The organism is Brevibacillus sp. B_LB10_24 (assembly GCF_046036945.1).
Lineage (GTDB): Bacteria > Bacillota > Bacilli > Brevibacillales > Brevibacillaceae > Brevibacillus_C.
In genome coordinates this window covers 33,926-56,000 of the sequence record NZ_JBJQOQ010000034.1, presented here as the reverse complement: position 1 = coordinate 56,000, position 22,075 = coordinate 33,926, and the positions used below count along the sequence as shown (strand labels likewise).

Genomic DNA, 22,075 nt, shown 5'->3' with positions numbered 1-22,075 from the left:
CTTTCCGCACCAGGGAAGAAGCCGGGCAGCCGAGCGAATGCTAAGAATACAGGCAGAGTAAACCTCCTCGGTTTGTGCACCAAGACGCACAGCCGGGGAATTTTTTTTGGTGAATGTCCTGAAAGGGGGAGAGGGATGAAAGCAGGAGATGTCATTTCCTGGGAAAGGAGCTTTACACCCAGCGATGTAAAAAACTTTTCCGAACTCTCGGGAGATTGGGGGGTACATCATGCGATCCCGGACGATCGCGGCCGTTTGGTTGTCCAGGGACTGCTCACGGCTACACTGCCGACGAAGCTGGGCGGCGATCTCAACGTTCTCGCCCGGAACATGGAGTTTACCTTCCTGCGTCCGGTCTATACGGGCGATGTGATACGGTGTGAAGCGACCATTACCCAGTATGAGCGGCAAACGGCGAAGATCAGGATCGCCGCCGTGTTTGCATGTTGCAACCAGGATGGCGAGAAAGTCATGGAGGGGTCTTTTTCGGGGGTGATCAAGCAACCCGGGGAGGAACAGTCTACTCGATAGCGTGCCAGGAGGGGTCAACGCCGGTCCATTCTCCGACGTGGTATATAAACTCTTCGCGGCAAGCGGGACACCATCCGACGTGAACACAGGTGCGGTCGGCGAGATCATGGGCGATGCCGTTTGTCTGTTTGAGCGCATCGATCGGGCGATACGGGCTGTATTTCCCGTACAAATCGGAGAGCTTGCCGGCATCCTGAATCATTTGATTGCAGGCCGGACAGGTAGCCTGCATGTCCGTAAAACCGTTGCACACGGGGCACAGGGAGTCCATCGCCACATCCACCTCTTTCGTCAGTTTGTCTGTTAGGCTGTGCCAGTCCCTGGCTTTGTATGCAATTACCAAACAAATAACGCCCGAAGCAGATGACTGCCGGGCGTTTCCTGCCGGTAGGGCATATTCTCACTTGCCGAAATCCATGCTGGAGGAATGGCCCGGCTGAAGCTTCGCATCCGGATTGATGTAGCCCATTGCGTTATTAACCGCCGTAGGAGCTTCACCAAAGCCGACTGCGATCAATTTGACTTTCCCCGGATAGGTGGCGATGTCGCCTGCTGCGTAGATGCCGGGAATGCTTGTCTCCATTTTCGTGTTGACGACGATGGCGCCCTTTTCCAGCTGCAGCCCCCAGTTTTTGATCGGGCCCAGGGAGGAGACGAAGCCGAAGTTGACGATCACCGCATCCACATCAAGAGTTTTTTCTTCTTTGGTCGTGTTGTTTTGGATCGTCACGCGGCGAATTTGCTCGTCGCCTTCCAGTGTCGTGATCTCGTAGGGGGTTAAGACGTTGACCCGGGACGCCATCAAGTTTTCTACGCTGTGTTCGTGGGCGCGGAACTTTTCGCGGCGGTGGATCAAAGTGACTTCCGCTGCGATCGGCTCCAGCATCAAAGCCCAGTCGACAGCGGAGTCGCCTCCACCCATGATCAGGACCTTTTGGTCTTTGAACGAGTTCAGATCGGTCACAAAGTAGTGCAAATTGCTCTTTTCATACTTGGCGGCATCGGGATGCTCCAGCTTGCGTGCTTCGAAGGCGCCAACACCGGCGGTAATGATGACCGCTTTGGCGAAGTGGATGCCTTTGTCGGTCGTAATCTCAAAAACATTATCTTCACGTTTCGCAACATTCTCAACTTTCTCTTCAAGACAAATGGTCGGATTAAAATGAGCAATCTGCTGTTTCAAGCCCTCTACCAGTTCCTGTGCTCTTACTTTGGGAAAGCCGGCGACATCGTAAATGAATTTTTCCGGGTAGAGTGCGGCAAGCTGTCCGCCCAGCTGCGGCATGCTTTCGATCATTTTAACGCTGGCTTGGCGCATTCCGCCGTAAAACGCAGTGAACAAGCCGGCAGGTCCGCCCCCGATAATCGTAATGTCGTATACTTGCTCGTCTTTTTTGAGAATACTCAATGCCCAGCACCTCCGAACACAAAGTCAATAATGTTGTTTGCACCCTTCCTATTATAAACATCCTGATTCAAGAAAGAAAGCGCGTTTCAAAATAATGCGAATCGAGCGAAAACGTTTTAACTTGTGCAAAATATCACTTGCAAAAAACATCAATTGCTTCTATGATAGATGTGAAATGAAAAGTTTGTGAATTATTTCTGTCGATGTTTGTGCATTTTTTCACATTTTTATCGGCAATAGTTGTTATCTTTATCCTTTTGTCCAAATGGGCAACGTAATCATACCAAGCTTAGTGAAAAGGGCCAAACAGACGGAATGAAAAAGTAAAAGGAATGGAAGGGATACAACATGAGCACGCCGAAAATTTTAATTCTCGGTGCAGGGTACGGCGGAATTCTGACAGCGTTGCAGCTGGAAAAGAAATTGAACTACAATGAAGCGGAAGTAACACTGGTCAACAAGCACGACTATCACTACATCACAACCTGGCTGCACGAGCCGGCTGCCGGCACGGCGCCTGCTGATCACGCGCGGGTGGATCTTGGCCGGATTATCGACAAAAACAAGACCAAATTCGTCAAAGGTGTCGTAAAGAGCATCCAAACGGAGAACCAGACGGTAACCCTGGAAGACGGACAGGAGCTTTCTTACGACTACTTGGTCATCGGCCTCGGCAGCGCGCCGGAAACGTTCGGCATCGAAGGTCTGAGAGAATACGCATTCAGCATTCGCAGCATCAACTCTGTCCGCCAGATTCGCGAACATATCGAGTACAAATTTGCTTCGTACAACAGTGAACCGCATCGCACAGACTACCTGACGATCGTCGTCGGCGGGGCGGGCTTCTCCGGAACCGAGTTCTGCGGTGAACTGGCTGACCGTGTTCCTGAGCTGTGCAAAGAGTTCGATGTAGACCCGAATCTTGTAAAGATTTACAACGTGGAAGCGGCACCGACTGCACTTCCTGGCTTTGACAAGGATCTGGTTGATTACGCGATGGAAGTCCTGACTCGCAAAGGGATCGAGTTCAGACTGGGCACGCCGATCAAGCAGTGCACGCCGGAAGGGATCGTCTTGGGTGACGGCGAAGAGATCAAAGCCGGCACTGTCGTCTGGACCGGCGGCGTTCGCGGCAACGAAGTAGTAGAGAAGTCCGGCTTCGAGGTCATGCGCGGACGGATCAAGGTAGATGAATTCCTACGCGCTCCCGGCTACGACAACGTATTTGTCGTCGGCGACTGCGCCCTGATCTTCAACGATCAAGGCCGCCCTTATCCGCCTACAGCGCAAATCGCTGTTCAAGAGGGAGAAAACTGCGGAGAGAACCTGGCTAGCCTGCTGCGCAAAGCCGAGTTAAAGCCGTTCGTACCGGCGCTGCAAGGTACGCTGGCTTCCCTGGGCAAAGGAGAAGGCATCGGCGTAGTCGGCTCCAAGAAGCTGTTCGGCTCCAGTGCTGCCCTGATGAAAAAAGCGAGCGACCTGCGCTACCTGTACAAAATCGGCGGCGTCGGCCTTGCGATCTCGAAAGTAAAACTGTAAACGAGACCGAAACTTGTAGACAGCCACCCCGGGAAGCTTCCCGAGGTGGTTTTGTATCTGGCGAAGGAGGGATTGTATGCGTGAATCAAAAGTCTGGCTGGCGGCTGCCGGCATCGTCGTGAAAGGGGACGAGGCGCTGGTTGTCAAGAAAGCGTACGGCGGCATGAAAGGGAAATGGTCATTTCCCGCGGGATTTGTCGCTCCGGGCGAAACGGTCGATCAGGCTGCTGTCCGCGAAGTGCGGGAAGAGACGGGCATCGAGGCTAAAATTCGGCAGGTGGTGGCCATTCGAACGGGCGTCATACGGGAGGAAATCAGTGACAACATGGTGATATTCCTGATGGATTACGTCAGCGGCACGCCGCGGCCGCAGCCAGGGGAGATTGAAACGGCCCAATTTATGCCGATCGCCGAGCTGAGTACCAATCCGCTGGCGACGCAATACTTGCGAATTATACTGCCCCAAATCCCGCATATGCCCCTCTTTCTGCAAGGGAAAAGGTATCCGATTGATCCGGTGTTTGGCTATACCGACTACAAAATATTTTCATAGGTTTTTGACACACAGTTGACACATATAGAGCGGCAGTTCGTCCCCGCCTTCGTTGACCGCTTAAGTACTTTTCGTTACACTAATCGTGGAGAGAACTTAACATTCGGAGGTTGGTCAGGCAAAATGAACATTTTGCAGTTTCTCGTATCGATTGTGTTGTTTACCGTTTTGGCATTCGGAATCGGTTTTATCATAAATATGATTTTGCGGACGACCTGGCTGCCGGTGGTCATCGCTCTTGGCGTCATCATCGGGGCATTGGTCTACAATAAGATTGTTCCCGGCCTTGTGGACATCGTCATTCTGGCGTTTGGCATCGCGGGTTCCGTGGTAAGCGGATGGACGATCCAAACGCTGCGAAAAAAAGGATACCGCATGTTTTAACAGGGAATTCTAGTAAAATCGGAGAGGCGCTCTAGCGACTCTCTTTTTTTCATTCTATCAAATGATGTATATATCCCTCGTTTCTGGACATTACTAGAGACGAGAGGAGGTTCATGAAGCATGAACTGGAAGCTGGGTATTAGCGTAATGACCGCTTTTATCGTTGCTTTGACTGGATTTGCTTCTTTCGGATTCACAGAATTAGGCGTACATGATCAATATGGAATAAAGCAGACACGCATGGGTTCTCAAGTCGTGAAAAAGCGCACGGTGTCGGCCAGTTCTTATCAGCCGGCAAACCGGACAGAGGAAGCAGAGGGGCTGATCCTGAGCCAGTATCCAAAGATTCAGGTAGTAGCGACAGGCTATACGGCGGGATATGAATCGACAGGAAAAAAACCGTCACATCCCGCATACGGCATCACGTACTCAGGGGTAAAGGTTCGCCGCGACAAGTACTCGACGATAGCGGCTGACCTTCGGGTGTTTCCGATTGGCACGATTTTGTACATACCCGGTTACGGGTTTGGTGTCGTTGCCGATAAGGGAGGAGCGATCCGCGGCAACAAGATCGACCTGTATTTTGAAACGACCAAAGATGTTTTCAGCCAGTGGGGCAAAAAGACGGTAGATGTGTACCTGGTGCAAAAAGGCGAGGGAAAGCTTACCGAGCCGATGCTGCAAGCCTTGCATGAAAAAGGGATTGCAGCCATGGCCCGCCCTGTGGAGCAAGAATAGCGAAAACCAGCTGTTACCTGCACGGTGACAGCTGGTTATTTTTGTGCGCAATTTCAGGCGAGCTTGGCGGACAATTCGGGATGGATCAGTCTGACCAAATTCCTCAGCCCTTCCAGCAGCCGCGGAGACGGCCGGCAGTACAGCCCTTCTTCCAGCAGGTGAACCTGGCCGTGCACGATAGCCGCTACTTCTTTCCACTCCGGTCGGTCGGTGATCATCGACGGCTTGATTCGCTTCAATTCGATCCCGCACCAGACGACGCAGATGTGGTCGGGGTTGCGCTCGCGCACCATTTCGAGCGTAGCTTTTACATTATCCGTGGCAAAATCGGCAAAAATATTATCTGCTCCGGCGATTTCACTGACGTCGGTCAGCCAATTGTCCCTCCCCGGCGTGTACAGGGGATTGGGCCACCACTCCCAAAAGAGCTTGGGACGTCTCGCGGCACCCGCCGTGACCTGACGAATGGCTGCGATTTGTTCGGAAAATTGGCTGGCCAGCTGTTCGGCCTTCGCTTCGACACCGGCAACCTGCCCAACGAGCCGGATGTTGTCGGGGATGTCGCCTATGCCAGCAGGGTTCAGTACAATGTGCGGAATCTTCCGCCGGACCAGCTGCTCCACGTTTTTTTCCATTCCCGGCACGCTGAGCGAGGCGATGACCATATCTGGGCGAAGTTCTTCCACCTTGTCCATGTCTATCGTCAGGTCGGGACCGACGCGCGGCAGATGCTGCCACTCGGCAGGCCAGTCGGAGTGGTCATCCAAGCCGACAACCTGCTCCCCCAGGCCCAGGTAGTACAGAATTTCCGTATTGCTTGGGCATATGGAAACGATTCGCACAAATGAATCCCCCTTTCGTGCTTTACTGATATAATGGATACATCAGAAGCGCCACCAGGATGCCCAGCCAGGCGCCCATAAACACCTCAATCGGTTGGTGTCCGAGCAATTCCTTGAGCTTCTTGGCTTTTTCGCGATTCTGTTTTACTCTAAACGTCCGCATACCTTCCAATAAATGGTTGAATTCGTCAACCAGTCTGTTCAACACGACTGCCTGCATGCCAGCGTGGCGGCGAACACCTGCGGCATCAAACATCACGATAATTCCAAGGATAGCGGATATAGCGAAGATGTTGCTGGAAAAACCCTCTCTCAATCCTACGGCGGTAGAGAGCGCAGTCACTGCCGAGGAGTGGGAGCTGGGCATGCCGCCCGTACTGAAGAGAAGCGGCCACTGCCAGGTTTTTGTCGCGATAAATTGCAGAGGAATTTTTACAAATTGAGCAATGGCAATGGCAACAAGCGAAGCCCATAAGGGGAAATTATCAAAAATGCTGGCCATGTGAAGCAATCGTTCCTTTCTCAAGCAAAGCATGAATGTCTTTAGTGTAACAGACGAGCCAAAGAATCATCCGTTACATCAGATGAGCTGCGATCCGGCTAGGCTGCCGAGAATCGTCTGTCGCTCCTGTATTTTATGATAATATGTAATGGGACGAAAGGGAAGGAACAGGCGTATGAAAAAATCTTATCCGGATCAATATTATCAATTCTTTTCCAAGTTTAATCAAGGTGAATATTACGAATGCCACGACCTCTTGGAAGAAATCTGGATGGAGGATAAGAGCAATAAATTTTTACAAGGCCTGCTCCAGCTTGCCGTCGGGATTTATCATTTTGAATGTGGCAACATAAAGGGAGCGCGTTTCATGTTTGGCAATGCGGCGAAGTACCTCTCGCGGTACAGCCCGCGTTTTTGGGATCTCGATGTTGAGCGGGTGCTTGGCTACCTGGAGGAATGCCTTGCCGTTTTGCCCCCGGTTGACAGAATACCATATCAGGAAGCAAAAAGCATTCCATTTCCGTATCGCAAGCTCTGCCTGGAGGAGCAAACACACGAATAAATCAATGCGAAAGGAGCGTCAAAATATGATTGAGGTTATGGCAAAACAGCCGGACCTGGCGGCGCTGGAGTGCGACGATTTCGTCATCGGAATCTACGCCGATCAGACGTTGGCGGGCGACTTGGCGGCACTTGATCAAAGCTTGGACGGCGGCCTGGGCAAACTGTTCGAACAAGGGGAGCTTTCCGGGGAGCGCAAACGAGTGACTGTCGTCCACACGTTTGGGAAAATCGCTGCGAAGAGGCTGGTTTTTGTCGGGCTGGGCGAGCCGGAATCGCTCTCTTTTGCCGGTATCAGGGAGGCTGCAGCCCGTGCGGTCAAAGCGGTTTGTGACCGGGGCGAAGGGAAGACGGTGGCCGTATACGTGGAGGACAGGGGAGCGGTGTCGGCAGAGCGGCTCGCCCACGCCGTCACGGAAGCATTCTGTCTGGCAAGCTACCGCTACCACGGTTATCGGCAGCAGCCGGAATCAAATTCTCCGATACATAAAGTTTGCCTGCTTGTCGAGCCGGAATCTCTGCCGCTAGCCGCCCAGGGAGTTCGCACGGGGGAGGCGCTGTCGGCTGGGACGAACCTGGCCCGCGACCTGACCAACATGCCGGGGAACTACCTTACGCCGGGGACGCTGAAGGATGCGATCGTGGAAGTGGCCGAGCGGTACGGCATGCCCTATGAAGTGATGGATCTGGCCAAATTAAAAGTGCTGGGGATGGGCGGGGTGCTCGCCGTCGCCCAGGGCAGCGCGGAACCGGCTTACGTCGTCACCGTCAAGTACCAGGGAAGGGAGACCTGGGATGACGTGATCGGTTTGGTCGGCAAAGGGGTAACTTTTGACACGGGGGGTATCTCTATCAAACCGGTCGCCGGCATGGAAGAGATGAAGTCGGACATGGGCGGTGCCGCGGCGATGATCGGTGCCCTGGAGGCGATCGGCCGGCTGCAGCCGAAGGTCAACGTCATGCTGGTGGTGGGATGCGTCGAAAACATGCCGTCCGGAACCGCGTACAAGCCGGGCGATGTGATTACCACGATGAGCGGCAAAACCGTGGAGATCATCACCACGGATGCCGAGGGGCGTCTCGTGCTGGCGGATTGCATCACGTATGCCCGTCAGGAGGGAGTCAGCTGCCTGATCGATTGCGCCACGCTCACCGGCGGCGTTGTCGTGGCGCTGGGAACCGTCTGCTCCGGTGCGATGGGCAACGACCAGCAGTTGGTCGGGGAAGTGCTGGCCAGCGCCGAACGAGCGGGTGAGCGCCTGTGGCAGCTGCCGACCTTCGAGGAGTACCACGAATTGAACAAAAGCAGGGTGGCGGATCTGAAAAATTCCGGCGGACGCTATGGACACGCGATCATCGGTGCGGTCTTCCTGCAAAAGTTTGCGGAGGACACCCCTTGGGTCCACCTGGACAATGCCGGCACAGCATATCTGACTACGGAAACCGACTTGGCTCCGGCCGGCGCCACCGGATCCATGGCCAGAACGGTAGCCCAATTTGTACTCAATAGAAGCAAATCATGAGGAGGAATCTCTATGCCGTTTCAAAATCCCGATAACCAAAGACGCCGTGAAATGCTGGAGGAGGCAAAAGTAATTGCGGTGGTGGGCTGTTCCGACAATCCGGAGCGCACCAGCTACATGATCGCCCAGGCCCTGCAGCACGCCGGATACCGGATCATTCCGGTCAATCCCGTCATTGCCGGACAAACTGTCTTGGGAGAGAAAGTACATGCGTCTCTATTGGAGATCACAGAGCCGGTGGATATCGTCGATGTTTTCCGGCGCAGCGAAGTGGTCATGCCTGTAGCTGAGGATGCCGTACGAATGGATCCCAAGCCAAAGGTGCTGTGGCTGCAGGAGGGGGTCGTCAACGAAGCGGCGGCCGCTCTGGCCGGCGAACAGGGAATAGAAGTCGTGATGGATCGCTGCATCAAGGTGGATCACGCCTTGTTAGTCCCTAAAAAAGCAAAGTAAACAGCAGAACTGCTGCCTGCGGGCGGCAGTTTTTTTTAGGAACCCCATCTGCCTCAATAGTATGTTAAAATTGACAGTAAAAAATCAATCAAGACTCGTACCTGGGACTTTGCCTGTAACGCGTTAGACGAATAGATAAAATACATGAGAACTTGCTAGCTGAAAGAGGGAGATTGCTCGAGAGGAAGGGGGTTGTTGGCTGTGAACCCAACCAAGGTGTTAGTAGCTGATGACGATCCAAATGTGTGTGAAATCATCCGACTGTACTTTTCCAAACATCAGATCGATTTGGTAGTTGCGCAAGACGGCAAGGCAGCACTGGAGCTGATCGAGGCGGAAGCTCCGGATGTGATCATCCTCGATGTGATGATGCCGCAGATGGACGGCTTTGAGGCATGCCGAGAGATTCGCAAAAAATGGGAAACGCCCATCATTATGTTGACGGCCAAGGAGGAAGAGTTCGACCGGGTGCTCGGTCTTGAGCTGGGGGCAGACGACTACGTGACGAAACCGTTTAGCCCGCGCGAGCTGGTGGCGCGTGTGAGAGCGATCCTGCGCCGGATGCAGCCGAGAGAAAAGCCGGAAGAGAATGCGGTCAGTATGCTTTCCTTTGACCAGCTCTTGATCGACATCGACAAGCGGGAAGTAGTGGTTTCGGGGGAAAAGGTGAACTTTCGCCCGAAAGAATTTGACTTGCTCGTCCATATGGCAAAATCGCCGGGAACTGTGTTTTCCCGCGAGCAATTGTTGGAACAGATATGGGGTTACGACTATTTTGGCGATGTCCGGACGATCGACGTGCACGTCAAGAAGGTCAGACAGCGGCTGGGCAGCCTGCCGTACGATTGCATCCACACTGTTTGGGGAATCGGCTACAAATTTGGGGTGGATGAGTGATGCTGGGATTGTCCAAGAGTATCTTTCGCCGCTTGCTGTTCAGCTTCCTGATAACGGTGCTCGTCGGTTTGGGGCTTTCCGGCATTCTCATGTCCTTTTTCGCCAAGGAGTACATCTACGGCGAAAAGCAAGAAGAATTGCTGCGGATGGCGAAAAAAGTGAACGCGGCGATCAAGGGAAGCGACGAAGTAACCGAGAGTTTGCTAAATACGTTGGTTTTTCTCGATGAATCTTTCGATACGCGGATCTGGCTGTTCAACCAGGACGGAAAAATAGTGGCGACCTCGATGAAGGATGAGGTATTGACGGGGAAGTCGGTGGCGGTATCGATCGCGAGTCAGGTTCTGAAGGGGAAAGAAGCGGTGTCGGAGCTGCAGATCGAGGGATTGAAAGACCCGATGCTCTCTGTTTCCGTGCCCTGGGGTGAAGGGGATCACATCTACGGGGGAATTATCCTGCACGCTCCCATCGAAGGAATTGAGCGTACATTTGCCCATATGCGGGAGACGATCTTGTGGGCCACCCTCTTTGGGATCATTCTTTCGACAGCGATGGTATCCTATCTGTCGTGGTCCATCTCCCGGCCGCTGCAAAAAATTGAACGGACAGCGGCCGAGATTGGCCGGGGCAACTATGCGGAGCGGGTCGTCGTGGATACGGCAGACGAAATCAGCGATTTGGCCGCGACGATCAACACCCTTGCGGAAAAGCTGGAGAAGGTTGAACAGGAGCGGCGGCATCTGGAACAGGTGCGAAATGATTTCTTGGCCAATGTCTCGCATGAGCTGCGGACGCCGTTGACCGCGATGCAAGGTTTTTTGGAAGCCTTGCAGGACGGGTTGGTCGAAAATGAGGAAGCGCGGCAGAAATACTACGCGGTGCTGTATTCGGAAACCATGCAGGTAAACCGGCTCGTTGACGACCTGATGGACCTGATGAAGCTGGAGAACAATGAAATCACCCTGGCCAAATACCCCGTTGATCTGGCGGATCTGATCGAGAAAGTGACGTTTACCTTTTGCCCCGAAGCGGCTGAAAAGGGGACCGCGATCGAGGTGGAGGTCGCAGAGCACCTGCCGAAAGTGCTTGCAGATAAGGACAGGGTAGAGCAAATTTTGAAGAATTTGGTAAAAAATGCGATTAAATTTACGGACAATGGATCAGTGACGCTTGCTGCCGAGGCGGAGGGCCAGTGGGTCAAGCTGTCCGTCGCCGATACCGGAATCGGGATTGCCGAAAACGACTTGCAGCGTATCTGGGAGCGATTCTTTAAGGTGGACCGCGGCCGATCCAAGAAAAACAAGGGCACAGGGCTTGGCCTGGCGATTGTCAAGGAGTTGGTCGAGCTGCACAACGGCACCATCACAGTGGAGAGCGAAGCGGGCAGAGGGAGCGTCTTTACAGTCCGCCTGCCAACGGTGGAGGGAGTACAAGCGCGAGGCTGAGAGGGACACACTTTGATCATATTTCATTCATGGTTTTTTTCGATTTTACTCACAGAATGGTTATGTTCCCCCGTTATCCTAAGAGTGTGACAGAGAACAGGTCACGAAGCTGAGTAAAACGAAAGGGGAGTTTTTCATGAAGAAAAAATGGTTTTTCCTCAGCGCAGCAGCATTGTTGCTTTCGGGAAGCTTGGTAGCTTGTTCCTCCACGACGGACGCGCCGGAACCCGCTACCCAAACCGAACAAGGCGACACTGGAACCCCGGCGGATCAATCTGTTACGGGGCAGGACAGCGGTCAATCCTCTGACACTTCAATTGCACCTGATCAGTCTACATCTGAGACCTCTGGATCGGCTGACCAATCAGGTGACAGTGCAAGCACACCTGATCAGTCTACTTCCGACAGCACCGGATCGGCCGACCAATCTACGGATAGTTCAAGCACACCTGCACCTGAAACCCCAGGTACATCCAACCCGTCAGGTCAATAATGAATGAATGAATGAATGAATGAAATCTCCGACGAAGCCGGAGAGATGGCACGGCTGGCTTCTATTCGAAAGTTCATACTCCCTCCTGTTCAACGGGCAGCGTAAAGCTGGCCCGTTTTTTTCTTTTTGTACAGGACGAAGGCCTTCTTTGCCAAGCTGTGAAAAAAAGTAGTTTACGTGCAGGAACGTAAGGGAAAAGAATATCTCATAAGACGCAATCATTTCAATTAACAAGAGGGCAGGAATGTATGATGGGTAAGAGGTTTCGGCTGTTCGGATTACGCGTAAAACTGATGTTGATGTTTACGGTATTAATTGTCGTACCGGTCATGACGCTTGGAACAATTAGTTATATGCAGACGGAAATTATGGAGACGTCGGTTTTAGTGGGGACAAAGGATGAGTTAACCGAGAGCTCTCCGGGGATCGCCAAGCAGTTCGCCGCCTTGGAGAGATTGCTGAACGGCATAGCGGCCTCGAAAGACGTTCAGCTCAGCAAAATCAATGCGGGAGCCGTCTCGGTGCAATTTCCCAACCTTCCCGGGGCTAACAAACCGGAGATCACGCAGTACCTGAATACCGCTTTTACAAAGGTTGTGACCGAGAATCCTTATCTGCTGCGTGTCTTCCTGGCGACGGATGAGGGGGCGTTCTATCCCGGTCCGATCAATGGAAACGATAATTTCGTCTTTTTAAACCCGAAAAAAGAACCGTGGTATCATCAGGCCAAACAGGGTGAAGGAGCGATCTCCTGGTCGGAGACCGAATACGATACCAATACCCGTTCCAACCGGATTTCGCTGTATCGGAGCGTGGCTGACGAAAGCGGAAAGTTCATCGGCGTACTCGGGATTGATGTCGATCTGCGGGCTATGTCTCACCTGGCAAGACAGGGGATTGCCAAAAACACGATCATTATCGAAGCTGTTTCCATCATCGCGGGATTGGCACTCGCCTTCTTCTTCTCAAGAAGCCTGACCAGGCGGATTCTTCATTTGCGAAATGGACTGGAACGCGTTGCCTCCGGGGACTACCTGGTCGAATTGCAGGCGACAGGCCGCGATGAGATGACCGACGTGTCCAACAGCTTTAATCACATGGTGACATCTGTCAGACAACTGCTGAGGCAGTTCCGGGACAATGTGGAACTGGTGCGGAAAAACTCCGATCAGGTCGCAGCCTATACGCAGACCAGCAGCCAGCAGCTTGACGAAAGTGCGCGAGCCATCACGGAGATCGCCTCCGGCTCTACCACGCAGGCACAGGAAATCGACGGAAGCTTGCGGCTGGTCGAGGATGTCTCCCGTCTGCTTGCCGAGATGAAGCGGGATGCCGGGCAGATGGAAGGGGTCAGCATTCGCACGTACGAGGCGAGCCAAAACGGTTTGACACAAATTCAGGAACTGGAACAGTCCGTCGCCCAAAGCGATCAATCGGTGGGCAATGTGGTTGCGGAGATTAAAGACTTGCAGGAAAAGTCGATGCGAGTCCATGAAATCATCCAACTGATCAACGATATCGCCAATCAGACCAACCTGCTGGCTCTCAATGCCGCCATCGAGGCTGCCCGGGCCGGCGAGCATGGACGGGGATTTGCCGTCGTAGCGGACGAAGTGCGCAAGCTGGCCGAACAATCGCGGAAATCCACAGAGGAAATCTCCGCATTGCTCGGGGATATCAGCGAAAACATCAACCACTCCGTCGGTGCGATGAACGGGATGCAGGGCGTGATCAGCGAACAGACGGCTTCCTTTGATCGGGTGAGCAAGCAGTTTAGGGAAATCGCCCGATACATCAATGATATCCAAGAATCTGCCAAGCGGCTTACCCTGTCCGTCCAAGATATCGATCAGAAGCAGGAAGAGATGCGCAGCAATATGTTTACGGTCGCCAGTGTGAGCGAGCAGACAGCTGCCGGGGCCGAAGAGGTGGCTGCCTCCACGCACGAACAGCGCAACTCGTTTGCTATGCTCGAGAAGGCAGCGGAACAACTGCGGCAAGAAGCGGAAAAAGTGGAGAAGGAACTGCAGCAATTTACCGTGTAGAAGCAAACTGCAATCGTATGGCGACACAGCCCTTGCCTTGGCAAGGGTTTGTTTTTTTGGTGGTTTGCTGCTTGCGCCCTGCCTCTGGATATGATAAGAAAGGGGTAGACTGATGAATCAGATCAGAGCGGCGTGCCAAACATCATGCGAAAGGAGACCTGTACATGTTTGTAAATAAGTCTACCGCTGAGCTGGAAAAGCGGGTACCGCCCAATCAAAAAGTGACAACCGGCTTTCCGGTCCTCCACTATGGAGACGTTCCAGAATACAAAGATCTGACCGACTGGACATTTCGGATTTTTGGCTTGGTAGAGAATGAAGTGACCCTGTCTTATGAAGAATTGATGAAACTGCCCACGACTTCCGTCCAAAATGACATCCACTGCGTGACCGGCTGGAGCAAGCTGGATAACGAGTGGGAGGGGATCGCCGCTGAGGAGATCGCCAAGCTGGCTAAGGTGAAGCCGGAAGCCAAGTACGTCCTGCTCCACGCCGAGCATGGCTGGACGGCCAACATGCCGCTTGCAGACTTCCTCACCCCCGGCAACCTGTTCGCCTTCAAGCATAACGGCGAACCGCTGACACCCGACCACGGCTATCCGCTGCGCTTCGTCATCCCGCATCTCTACTTCTGGAAGAGCGCAAAATGGGTGCGGGGGATTGAGTTTTTGGAGCAGGATAAGCCCGGCTTTTGGGAGAAGAATGGGTATCATATGTATGGAAGTCCGTGGAAAGAACAAAGATTTGCTTGGGATTAATACCATCAGAAAGGGGCGTTTTCGTCCCTTTCAAACTGTCGACAAAGTACCTGTCGGCAGTTTTTATTTTGCTACATGAATGTTGCCTGGGCCAAGTCAACGTTTTCACCGGTGTAGTGCTACAATTGTAGCGAATCGATACAATCATTCTCCCAAAAAAGAGGAAGAGGCCTTGCTGAAATCCTCGTTGAGCAATGCATTCAGGCAATCGAGGTCGGCGGTAAGTTGCTGGCATCGTTTGTGCTTATATGTAGATGCAGCAAGAGCCGTTTCTCTTGTGAAAAAATATCGATTGAAGGGAGATGATTCACTACATGGCAAGCGTAAATGCGCAAATTCTGGCTATCGACGCCGGAGGCACCATGACTGACACCTTCATCATCAACGACAAAGGGGATTTTGTGGTTGGCAAAGCACAATCCACACCTGATGATGAATCAATCGGCCTCCTGAACTCGGCGCACGATGCCCTTTCCTACTGGGAGACCACGGTGGAAGAGGCTTTTCCCCATCTGGTGGCGGGTGTTTATTCTGGAACGGCGATGCTGAATCGCTTGGTTTCCAGGAAAGGTCGCCGAGTCGGGCTGATTGTCAACAAGGGTATGGAAGATTTTCACCGCATGGGAAGAGCGATCCAGGCGTATCTCGGGTACTCGTATTCGGACCGTCTGCATCTGAATACACACCGGTACGATCCTCCGCTGGTGCCGAGAAACTTGACACGAGGGGTTACAGAACGGGTCGATTTGTTTGGAAATGTGGTGATTCCGCTTTATGAACATGAAGTGGAACAAACTGTAGTCGATCTCTTGGATCAGCAGGTGGAGGCGATCGTCATCAGTTTCCTCCATTCCTACAGGTATCCTGCCCATGAGCGCAAAGTTCGCGACATGGCAAAGGAGATTATGAAAAAAAGAGGTATGGAGGTACCGGTTTTCGCTTCGGTTGACTACTATCCACTGCGTAAAGAGTCGCACCGGACCAATACCACCATTATCGAGGCATATGCGGCCGACCCATCCCGAGAAACACTATCGAAGATTGACAAGCGGATCAAGGAAAAAGGGGCCAAATTCGACTTGCGGGTTATGGCCAGCCATGGCGGCACCATCAGCTTCCAGGCGAATGAATTGGCACGGACGCTGGTGTCGGGTCCGATAGGCGGAGTTGTCGGGGCCAAATATTTGGGCGAGCACCTGGGAATACGGAATATCGCTTGTTCGGACATTGGGGGTACCAGTTTTGACATGGCTTTGATCACGCAGGGGGATTTGAGTATTAATACCAGTCCGGACATGGCCCGCCTGGTATTGTCTCTGCCGTTGGTCGCGATGGATACGGTAGGGGCCGGAGCCGGCAGCTTTGTCCGGATTGACCCCAACTTCAAGTCGATCACACTGGGACCTGACAGCGCCGGATACCGAGTAGGGGTATGCAATCCGGCGGGCGGCATTGAAACCGTAACCGTATCTGACTGCCACGTTGTGCTGGGACTGATCAATCCTGACAATTTCCTGGGAGGGGAGGTAAAACTGTATCCGGAGAGAGCCTATCGGGCGATCAAGGAACAAGTTGCCGATCCGCTGGGGCTGACGGTGGAGGACGCTGCCTACGGGGTGATCGATCTTTTGGAGTCACAGCTTCGAAATTACCTGGAGTCGATGATCCTCGGCAAGGGCTATTCGCCGTCCCAGTACGTTTGTTTCTCATACGGCGGGGGCGGGCCGCTTCATACCGCCGGCTACACCAAAGGACTCGGATTCGAAAATATTCTCGTACCGGCCTGGGCTGCAGGATTTTCCGCCTTCGGATGCGGGGCTGCCGATTTCGAATACCGCTATGACAAAACGCTTGACATCAATGTAAGCGCATTCCAACAAGAGCAGGAAACATCGTCCGCGATCAGCGAGCTGCAGCAATCATGGCAAGAACTGATGGAGAAAGTGGCCGACGAGTTCGAGAAGAACAATTTTCCACGCGCCCAAGTCAAATTCCGATTCTACTTCCGAATGCAGTATCAGGGACAATTAAACGATCTGGAAATCGAATCCCCGATCCACTCGTTGCGCACGGTACAGGATTGGAAGGAACTAGTTGAAGCCTTTGAAGAAACGTATGGCCGCGTGTATGCGAAAGCTGCTCGCTCTCCCGAGCTTGGCTATTCGGTGACCGGGGCGATTGTTCGAGGAATCGTTGAAGTGCCCAAGCCGAAAATTCCGGAAGAGCCGCTGAGCGGTGAAAAACCTCCGGCGGAGGCGCATTTGGGCGTCCGTCCAGTGTATTGGAAAGGGAAGTGGACAACGGCAGACATCTGGGAAATGGAAAAATTGAAAGCGGGGAACCGTATTAAAGGGTTTGCCATTGTCGAATCGTCCGCTACCACGTTTGTGATTCCGCCGGGTTATGAGACATACCTGGATCGCCATCGTATTTTCCATCTAAAGGAACCCAGGTAGTGGAAACAGTTCGCCGGGTTTTGAGAAAAGGGAGGAGGGATTGAAAATGGCAAACGCACAGACGGAAAAAGAAATTCAAAACAGAAACCGCCGTTCTATCGGCTTTCAAGGAAAAACGCTGAAACAAATGAGAGAGGAAATCGATCGGCTCAGCCGGGAGACTGGTCATTACGCCGGATTAGAGGAATTGCCATTCAAGAAATCGGAGCCGATTCGCTACGAGAAAATTTTTGCAAAGCTGCGCGGCGGTGTGGTCCATGCCCGTGAGACGGCCAAGCGGGTGGCCGCATCCCCAATCGTCGAACAAGAAGGGGAATTGTGTTTTACCTTGTACACGCCGGAAGCGGATTCCATCGTAACCTCCACGGGCATAATCATTCACGTGGGAACGATGGGTGCTGCGATCAAGTTCATGATCCAAAACGACTACGAAGAAAACCCGGGAATCGAACCGGGAGACATCTTTTGCAACAACGACTGCCAGATTGGGAATGTCCATCCTTGCGACGTACACACGATCGTACCGATCTTCTACGAAGATGAACTGGTAGGCTGGGTGGGCGGTGTTACCCATGTGATCGATGTGGGCGCGACGGCTCCCGGCAGCATGACGGTCGGGCCAGTGACTCGATACGATGACGGATATCAAGTGGCCTGCCGAAAAATCGGCAAAAACGACCAATTGCTAAAGGATTGGCTGATTGAGAGCCAGCGTTCCGTCCGTACCACCAAATACTGGCTGTTGGATGAACGGACTCGTGTCGCCGGTTGCCATATGATTCGTGACCTGGTGTTACAGATCATCAAAGAGGAAGGCATTGAGACATATCGACAGTTTATCCGGGAAGTGATTGAGGATGGCCGCCGGGGGTTTATCAACCAGCTGAAGTCGATGACCATTCCCGGTACCTATCGCGGCGTTTCGTTCGTTGACGTTCCCTATAAAAATCTGGATGTGCCGCCGTATGCACGCGTGAACACCATCATGCACGCCCCGTCCGAAATGACGATTTACGGGGACGGAAAATTGGAAATCGACTTTGAAGGGGCTAACCGCTGGGGCTGGCACAGCTATAACGCGACGACTGTCTCGATTACCAGCGGAATCTGGGTGATGCTCTCTCAGACCTTGATCCCGAACGACCGGGTCAACGACGGAGCCTACTATGCGAGTAGGTTTGGATTGCCTTACGGTTCCTGGCTGAACCCCGACGATATCCGCACCGCCCACAGTTACGCCTGGCACTTCCTCGTATCCGCTTGGAGCCCGCTATGGCGGTCATTGAGTCGAACTTATTTTGCCCGTGGCTATCTGGAAGAAGTGAACGCAGGGAACGCGAACACCAGCAACTGGCTGCAGGGTGGCGGGTACAACCAGTTCAATGAAAACCATGCGGTGAACAGCTTTGAATCGGCAGCCGAAGGCGTCGGTGCAAGCGCTGTCAAGGATGGTATCGATCATGCTGCTGCGGTGTGGAACCCCGAAGGGGATATGGGAGATATGGAAATTTGGGAGCTGGCCGAACCGCTCTTATACCTCGGACGTTCGATCAAGCCGAATACGGGCGGATACGGCAAATACCGGGGAGGCAACGGGTACGAAACATTACGGATGGTGTGGGGAGCCAAGGACTGGACGATGTTCTTCATGGGCAATGGCTACATGAGCAGCGATTGCGGCTTGATGGGGGGCTATCCGGCCGCATCGGGGTATCGCTTTGAAGCACATGGCACCAATCTCAAAGAATTGATCGAAGAGAAACTGCCTTTGCCGTTGGGCGGAGATCAAGATCCCGCTAATCCGCGATATGAAAAACTGATCAAAGCGAGAGAAATCAAGCGTGACAAGCAAGCGATCACAACCGAGGAGATTTTCGAGAATTACGACTTGTATCTGAATTACCTGCGGGGTGGCCCTGGTTTTGGCGATCCGCTCGAGCGTAAGGCGAAAGCGGTCGAAGCCGACCTCAACGAAGGCCATTTATTGCCAGCTTATGCGGAAAAAGTGTACGGTGCTGTTATTGCGCAGGATCAAAACGGCCGTTGGGTGATCGATGAAGCGAAGACCGAACAACGCCGAGCCGAAATTAGAAAAGAGCGGATCCACCGAGGCAAGCCCACGCGTGACTGGATGAAGCAGGAACGGGAGAAGATTTTGCACAAAGAGGCGGCCATTCAAGTTCGTCACATGTATGCAAGCAGCTTTGCCTTGAGTGAAAAATTCGCCAAACATTTTTGTAATTTCTGGGATCTGCCGAAAGATTGGATCATCAAGGAAAGTGAATTGGGAATACCGGTATTTGGAGCCCACAAGCAAATCCAATAAAGAGACGAGAGGCAAGGAGGTTGAACCAATGGCCAAATACGACAAGCGGACGGTTGAAGAACTGATTGACGGCACGATCGATTTTCACAAACTGAAAGAGATGCTCTCCAGTTTTAAAGATCCCGATCGGTTTGACACCTATCTCGGTATATTACAGGAGCGGGTGCAGTGGAAGGAGCGGATTCTCCTCCCGGCCGGCTTGCACTTGTACATCGTGCTGAAAGAAAACGGCGACCGCATCGTAAAGTGCGATTGCGGACATGAATTCTGCGACTACCGGGACAACTGGAAACTGCATGCCCTGATTTACGTCAGGGATACGGCAGAGAAACTGGAGGAACTCTATCCCAAACTGTTGGCTCCTGATCCGGAATGGCAGGTGATTCGGGAATATTACTGCCCGTCCTGCGGGGGGCAGTTGGAGGTGGAAAACGTCACTCCCTGGTACCCGGTCATCAAAGACTTCGAGCCCGACATTGACGCGTTTTACGAAGAATGGCTCGGACGTCCGGTGCCGCAACCGAACATGGGGTAGCGCCAACAGACAAAAAGCGATGGTCTGTTTCAGATCATCGCTTTTTGTGTGCCTACATTACACCAATGTTGTACTTTTTTAGTTTTCTGTACAGTGTTGAGCGTGCGATGTTGCAGCGCCGCGCCATTTCCGACAGGTTTCCCTTTGTTTCCTGGAATAATTGCGTGAGCAGCCGTTTCTCTTCCTGTTCCAAGGGTGTCATCGATCGGTTGGTCACGTTTGACCGGAGCAAATAACTGGGTAAATCCGACAATTGAATGCGTTCCCGGTCGGCAAACAGGACAGCGTGCTCGACCGCGTTTTCCAGTTCCCGGATGTTTCCCGGCCAATGGTAGTCGCGCAGGAAAGCCAACACGTCATCCTCTGTGGTTGTCACTCGCTTGCCGTGTTTTTCCGCAAAGTTTTGTACAAAGTGGTTGTACAACCGGAGGACATCATCGCCTCGTTCCCGCAGCGGCGGAAGCGCAAGTTGTACCACATTCAGCCGGAAATAAAGATCGGAGCGGAATTTTCCTGCCTGGACGAGTTGCTCCAGATTTTGATTCGTAGCAGCAATGATGCGTACATCGACAGGAATCGGTTTGGACGAACCAAGGCGGACGATCTCATTTTCCTGCAATACACGCAGCAGGTAAACTTGCAGATCTAACGGCATTTCCGCGATTTCATCGAGAAATAACGTTCCGCCATCCGCTTCTTCGAATTTTCCTCTTTTTCCGTTAGGATTTCCTCCCGTAAAGGTACCGGCCTCGTATCCGAATATTTCGCTTGCGATCAATTCTTTTGGAATGGCCCCGCAGTTAATCGCGAGGAATTCCCTCCGATGGCGTGGGCTTGCCCAGTGGATTGCCCGTGCGAAACGTTCTTTTCCGGTACCGCTTTCTCCCGTGAGTAAAATCGGGACATTGCTTGCGGCTACCACTTGACTCTTGGACAAGATGTTTTTCAATGCTTTTGATTCGCCAATGATGTGAGTCCAATGATCGGCTGGTATCGGTGAGGTTGACGATACAGGAGACGGTTTATGGAAATGCAGTAAGAAACCGACCCTTTTCCGTTCTTTGAATACACTCCCAATCGAAACTTTCAATTGCCGCGAAGGAAGATACATTTCGGATTGCGTATCGCCGAGGCTTGACAAGGCAATTTTCAGAGGCTCCATTTCAGGAAGGGACCAAAGCATTCGCCTCTTTTCCAACTGCAAAAGGGACAAGGCTTTGGGGGTTGCCTCAACCACTTGTAACGCCTCGTCCAGCAGCACAATCGGCTCATGGTACCGGTTATGCGTTACCTGATTGAAACGTGCTTGCAGATGATGAAGCGTTTCCCGGGCGGTTTCCTGAAATCGCTGCTCGATTGATTTGGCGGTCATGACTGCAGTTCCCAGGGAATGGGGTTGGGCAAGATCGGAGGGGCCGGTTAAATCAATCACTCCCAACAACTGTCCGGACAACGGATCATGTATCGGGGCGGCTGAACAGATCCAGGGATGGGCTCCTTGACAAAAATGCTCGTAAGAAAAAATCTGGATCGGTTGCTTTTCCGCGATGGCGGTCCCAATCGCGTTAGTCCCGGCAGATATCTCGCTCCAGTCAGCACCGATCACGAAGTTCATGAGTTCTGCTTTTTGTAATATCCGGCGTTCTCCATGCAGGTGAAGAATCCTTCCTTTACTGTCGCAGAGGGTGATGAGATAAAGGGTGCCTTCGATTTGCCTGGCCAAATCTTGCAGGATGGAGCGCGAAAGGTGGTAAAGGTGAGACTGCTTGTGCCAGTCTACCAATTGATCGTCAGTTATTACGATGGGTGCTTGCTTTTGGTGAGGATTGACGCCTATCTCTTGACAGCGCTTCCACGATCGGTATACATGCAACCTCATTTGTTGCGGATCGTGCTTTTCAAAAACAAAGCGATTCCACATGTCCTCAAGCATCTCCATCTTTTTTTGAATATGGTTGATTGAGTGAATAGCTATATGTGGATTGGCCATAACTCCCCCCCCAAAAAAGGCGATATTTCATGCAATAGCCGACTTTATATATTATACCAAAATTTATTAGAGCTGCATTAATTATTTCTAATTATT

The 22,075-nt window shown here is 52.6% G+C and carries 21 protein-coding genes; 16 read left to right on the top strand and 5 right to left on the bottom strand.

The annotated features are described in order from the left end of the window. Positions 1–135 precede the first annotated feature (135 nt). Positions 136–531: a hotdog domain-containing protein gene (locus ACI7RC_RS22800; RefSeq protein ID WP_408110485.1), complete on the top strand. Its 396-nt coding sequence runs from the start codon at positions 136–138 to the stop codon at positions 529–531. Here ACI7RC_RS22800 and ACI7RC_RS22795 read toward each other — a convergent pair. Continuing rightward, a complete protein-coding gene (locus ACI7RC_RS22795; RefSeq protein ID WP_408110484.1) occupies positions 521–874 on the bottom strand; it encodes a hypothetical protein in 354 nt (117 codons plus the stop codon). The genes ACI7RC_RS22800 and ACI7RC_RS22795 overlap by 11 nt on opposite strands. A gap of 57 nt (positions 875–931) precedes the next feature. Then, entirely contained in the window at positions 932–1,939 is a 1,008-nt protein-coding gene (locus ACI7RC_RS22790) for an NAD(P)/FAD-dependent oxidoreductase (protein WP_408110483.1), read from the bottom strand. A gap of 348 nt (positions 1,940–2,287) precedes the next feature. Between ACI7RC_RS22790 and ACI7RC_RS22785 the strand changes: the two genes are divergently transcribed. The 4 genes from ACI7RC_RS22785 (at position 2,288) to ACI7RC_RS22770 (ending at position 5,153) form a co-directional block, all read left to right on the top strand. Continuing rightward, positions 2,288–3,478: an NAD(P)/FAD-dependent oxidoreductase gene (locus ACI7RC_RS22785; protein ID WP_408110482.1), complete on the top strand. Its 1,191-nt coding sequence runs from the start codon at positions 2,288–2,290 to the stop codon at positions 3,476–3,478. Positions 3,479–3,554: 76 nt separating this feature from the next. Continuing rightward, positions 3,555–4,031, top strand: coding sequence for an NUDIX domain-containing protein (locus ACI7RC_RS22780; RefSeq protein ID WP_408110481.1), 477 nt, complete (start codon positions 3,555–3,557; stop codon positions 4,029–4,031). A gap of 123 nt (positions 4,032–4,154) precedes the next feature. Next, a complete protein-coding gene (locus tag ACI7RC_RS22775) occupies positions 4,155–4,415 on the top strand; it encodes a YuiB family protein (RefSeq protein WP_408110480.1) in 261 nt (86 codons plus the stop codon). A 120-nt stretch (positions 4,416–4,535) separates the two neighbouring features. Further along, positions 4,536–5,153: a 3D domain-containing protein gene (locus ACI7RC_RS22770; protein ID WP_408110479.1), complete on the top strand. Its 618-nt coding sequence runs from the start codon at positions 4,536–4,538 to the stop codon at positions 5,151–5,153. A 53-nt stretch (positions 5,154–5,206) separates the two neighbouring features. Here the strand turns inward: ACI7RC_RS22770 and ACI7RC_RS22765 are convergent, their stop codons facing one another. Beyond that, on the bottom strand, positions 5,207–5,995 hold the full coding sequence (locus tag ACI7RC_RS22765) for a cobalamin-binding protein (protein ID WP_408110478.1): 789 nt from the start codon (positions 5,993–5,995) through the stop codon (positions 5,207–5,209). Positions 5,996–6,017: 22 nt separating this feature from the next. Next, positions 6,018–6,497 (bottom strand): divergent PAP2 family protein, encoded by a 480-nt coding sequence (locus ACI7RC_RS22760; RefSeq protein WP_408110477.1) that lies wholly within the window; start codon positions 6,495–6,497, stop codon positions 6,018–6,020. 175 nt (positions 6,498–6,672) lie between these two features. On the opposite strand from ACI7RC_RS22760, the gene ACI7RC_RS22755 reads away from it, so the two are divergent. The 11 genes from ACI7RC_RS22755 to ACI7RC_RS22705 all read left to right on the top strand — a co-directional run bounded on the left by ACI7RC_RS22755 (position 6,673) and on the right by ACI7RC_RS22705 (position 19,989). Further along, entirely contained in the window at positions 6,673–7,059 is a 387-nt protein-coding gene (locus tag ACI7RC_RS22755; RefSeq protein ID WP_408110476.1) for a DUF309 domain-containing protein, read from the top strand. 25 nt (positions 7,060–7,084) lie between these two features. Continuing rightward, positions 7,085–8,581 (top strand): leucyl aminopeptidase, encoded by a 1,497-nt coding sequence (locus tag ACI7RC_RS22750; RefSeq protein WP_408110475.1) that lies wholly within the window; start codon positions 7,085–7,087, stop codon positions 8,579–8,581. Positions 8,582–8,593: 12 nt separating this feature from the next. Next, on the top strand, positions 8,594–9,034 hold the full coding sequence (locus tag ACI7RC_RS22745) for a CoA-binding protein (protein ID WP_408110474.1): 441 nt from the start codon (positions 8,594–8,596) through the stop codon (positions 9,032–9,034). A gap of 201 nt (positions 9,035–9,235) precedes the next feature. Beyond that, entirely contained in the window at positions 9,236–9,931 is a 696-nt protein-coding gene (locus ACI7RC_RS22740; RefSeq protein ID WP_408110473.1) for a response regulator transcription factor, read from the top strand. Beyond that, on the top strand, positions 9,931–11,376 hold the full coding sequence (locus ACI7RC_RS22735) for a sensor histidine kinase (RefSeq protein WP_408110472.1): 1,446 nt from the start codon (positions 9,931–9,933) through the stop codon (positions 11,374–11,376). The genes ACI7RC_RS22740 and ACI7RC_RS22735 overlap by 1 nt, the downstream gene beginning before the upstream one ends. A gap of 136 nt (positions 11,377–11,512) precedes the next feature. After that, positions 11,513–11,869 carry a hypothetical protein gene (locus tag ACI7RC_RS22730; protein ID WP_408110471.1) on the top strand — a complete coding sequence of 119 codons (357 nt, stop codon included), beginning with the start codon at positions 11,513–11,515 and terminating at the stop codon, positions 11,867–11,869. A gap of 251 nt (positions 11,870–12,120) precedes the next feature. Further along, on the top strand, positions 12,121–13,914 hold the full coding sequence (locus ACI7RC_RS22725; RefSeq protein WP_408110470.1) for a methyl-accepting chemotaxis protein: 1,794 nt from the start codon (positions 12,121–12,123) through the stop codon (positions 13,912–13,914). Positions 13,915–14,078: 164 nt separating this feature from the next. Then, positions 14,079–14,672, top strand: coding sequence for a sulfite oxidase-like oxidoreductase (locus ACI7RC_RS22720; protein WP_408110469.1), 594 nt, complete (start codon positions 14,079–14,081; stop codon positions 14,670–14,672). Positions 14,673–14,986: 314 nt separating this feature from the next. Continuing rightward, positions 14,987–17,128 (top strand): hydantoinase/oxoprolinase family protein, encoded by a 2,142-nt coding sequence (locus ACI7RC_RS22715; protein WP_408110468.1) that lies wholly within the window; start codon positions 14,987–14,989, stop codon positions 17,126–17,128. Between the two features lie 46 nt (positions 17,129–17,174). Continuing rightward, positions 17,175–19,454 carry a hydantoinase B/oxoprolinase family protein gene (locus tag ACI7RC_RS22710; RefSeq protein ID WP_408110467.1) on the top strand — a complete coding sequence of 760 codons (2,280 nt, stop codon included), beginning with the start codon at positions 17,175–17,177 and terminating at the stop codon, positions 19,452–19,454. A gap of 28 nt (positions 19,455–19,482) precedes the next feature. Next, entirely contained in the window at positions 19,483–19,989 is a 507-nt protein-coding gene (locus ACI7RC_RS22705) for an acetone carboxylase subunit gamma (protein WP_408110466.1), read from the top strand. Between the two features lie 52 nt (positions 19,990–20,041). On the opposite strand, the gene ACI7RC_RS22700 is transcribed toward ACI7RC_RS22705, so the two are convergent. Next, positions 20,042–21,979, bottom strand: coding sequence for a sigma-54-dependent Fis family transcriptional regulator (locus ACI7RC_RS22700; RefSeq protein ID WP_408110465.1), 1,938 nt, complete (start codon positions 21,977–21,979; stop codon positions 20,042–20,044). Positions 21,980–22,075: the final 96 nt, after the last annotated feature.

Coding starts and splice junctions, on each gene's coding strand:
- ACI7RC_RS22750 (WP_408110475.1), top strand. CDS start 7,085: ATGATTGAGGTTATGGCAAAACAGCCGGACCTGGCGGCGCTGGAGTGC.
- ACI7RC_RS22720 (WP_408110469.1), top strand. CDS start 14,079: ATGTTTGTAAATAAGTCTACCGCTGAGCTGGAAAAGCGGGTACCGCCC.
- ACI7RC_RS22800 (WP_408110485.1), top strand. CDS start 136: ATGAAAGCAGGAGATGTCATTTCCTGGGAAAGGAGCTTTACACCCAGC.
- ACI7RC_RS22745 (WP_408110474.1), top strand. CDS start 8,594: ATGCCGTTTCAAAATCCCGATAACCAAAGACGCCGTGAAATGCTGGAG.
- ACI7RC_RS22760 (WP_408110477.1), bottom strand. CDS start 6,497: ATGGCCAGCATTTTTGATAATTTCCCCTTATGGGCTTCGCTTGTTGCC.
- ACI7RC_RS22780 (WP_408110481.1), top strand. CDS start 3,555: ATGCGTGAATCAAAAGTCTGGCTGGCGGCTGCCGGCATCGTCGTGAAA.
- ACI7RC_RS22700 (WP_408110465.1), bottom strand. CDS start 21,979: ATGGCCAATCCACATATAGCTATTCACTCAATCAACCATATTCAAAAA.
- ACI7RC_RS22735 (WP_408110472.1), top strand. CDS start 9,931: ATGCTGGGATTGTCCAAGAGTATCTTTCGCCGCTTGCTGTTCAGCTTC.
- ACI7RC_RS22785 (WP_408110482.1), top strand. CDS start 2,288: ATGAGCACGCCGAAAATTTTAATTCTCGGTGCAGGGTACGGCGGAATT.
- ACI7RC_RS22730 (WP_408110471.1), top strand. CDS start 11,513: ATGAAGAAAAAATGGTTTTTCCTCAGCGCAGCAGCATTGTTGCTTTCG.
- ACI7RC_RS22725 (WP_408110470.1), top strand. CDS start 12,121: ATGGGTAAGAGGTTTCGGCTGTTCGGATTACGCGTAAAACTGATGTTG.
- ACI7RC_RS22775 (WP_408110480.1), top strand. CDS start 4,155: ATGAACATTTTGCAGTTTCTCGTATCGATTGTGTTGTTTACCGTTTTG.
- ACI7RC_RS22715 (WP_408110468.1), top strand. CDS start 14,987: ATGGCAAGCGTAAATGCGCAAATTCTGGCTATCGACGCCGGAGGCACC.
- ACI7RC_RS22755 (WP_408110476.1), top strand. CDS start 6,673: ATGAAAAAATCTTATCCGGATCAATATTATCAATTCTTTTCCAAGTTT.
- ACI7RC_RS22705 (WP_408110466.1), top strand. CDS start 19,483: ATGGCCAAATACGACAAGCGGACGGTTGAAGAACTGATTGACGGCACG.
- ACI7RC_RS22770 (WP_408110479.1), top strand. CDS start 4,536: ATGAACTGGAAGCTGGGTATTAGCGTAATGACCGCTTTTATCGTTGCT.
- ACI7RC_RS22710 (WP_408110467.1), top strand. CDS start 17,175: ATGGCAAACGCACAGACGGAAAAAGAAATTCAAAACAGAAACCGCCGT.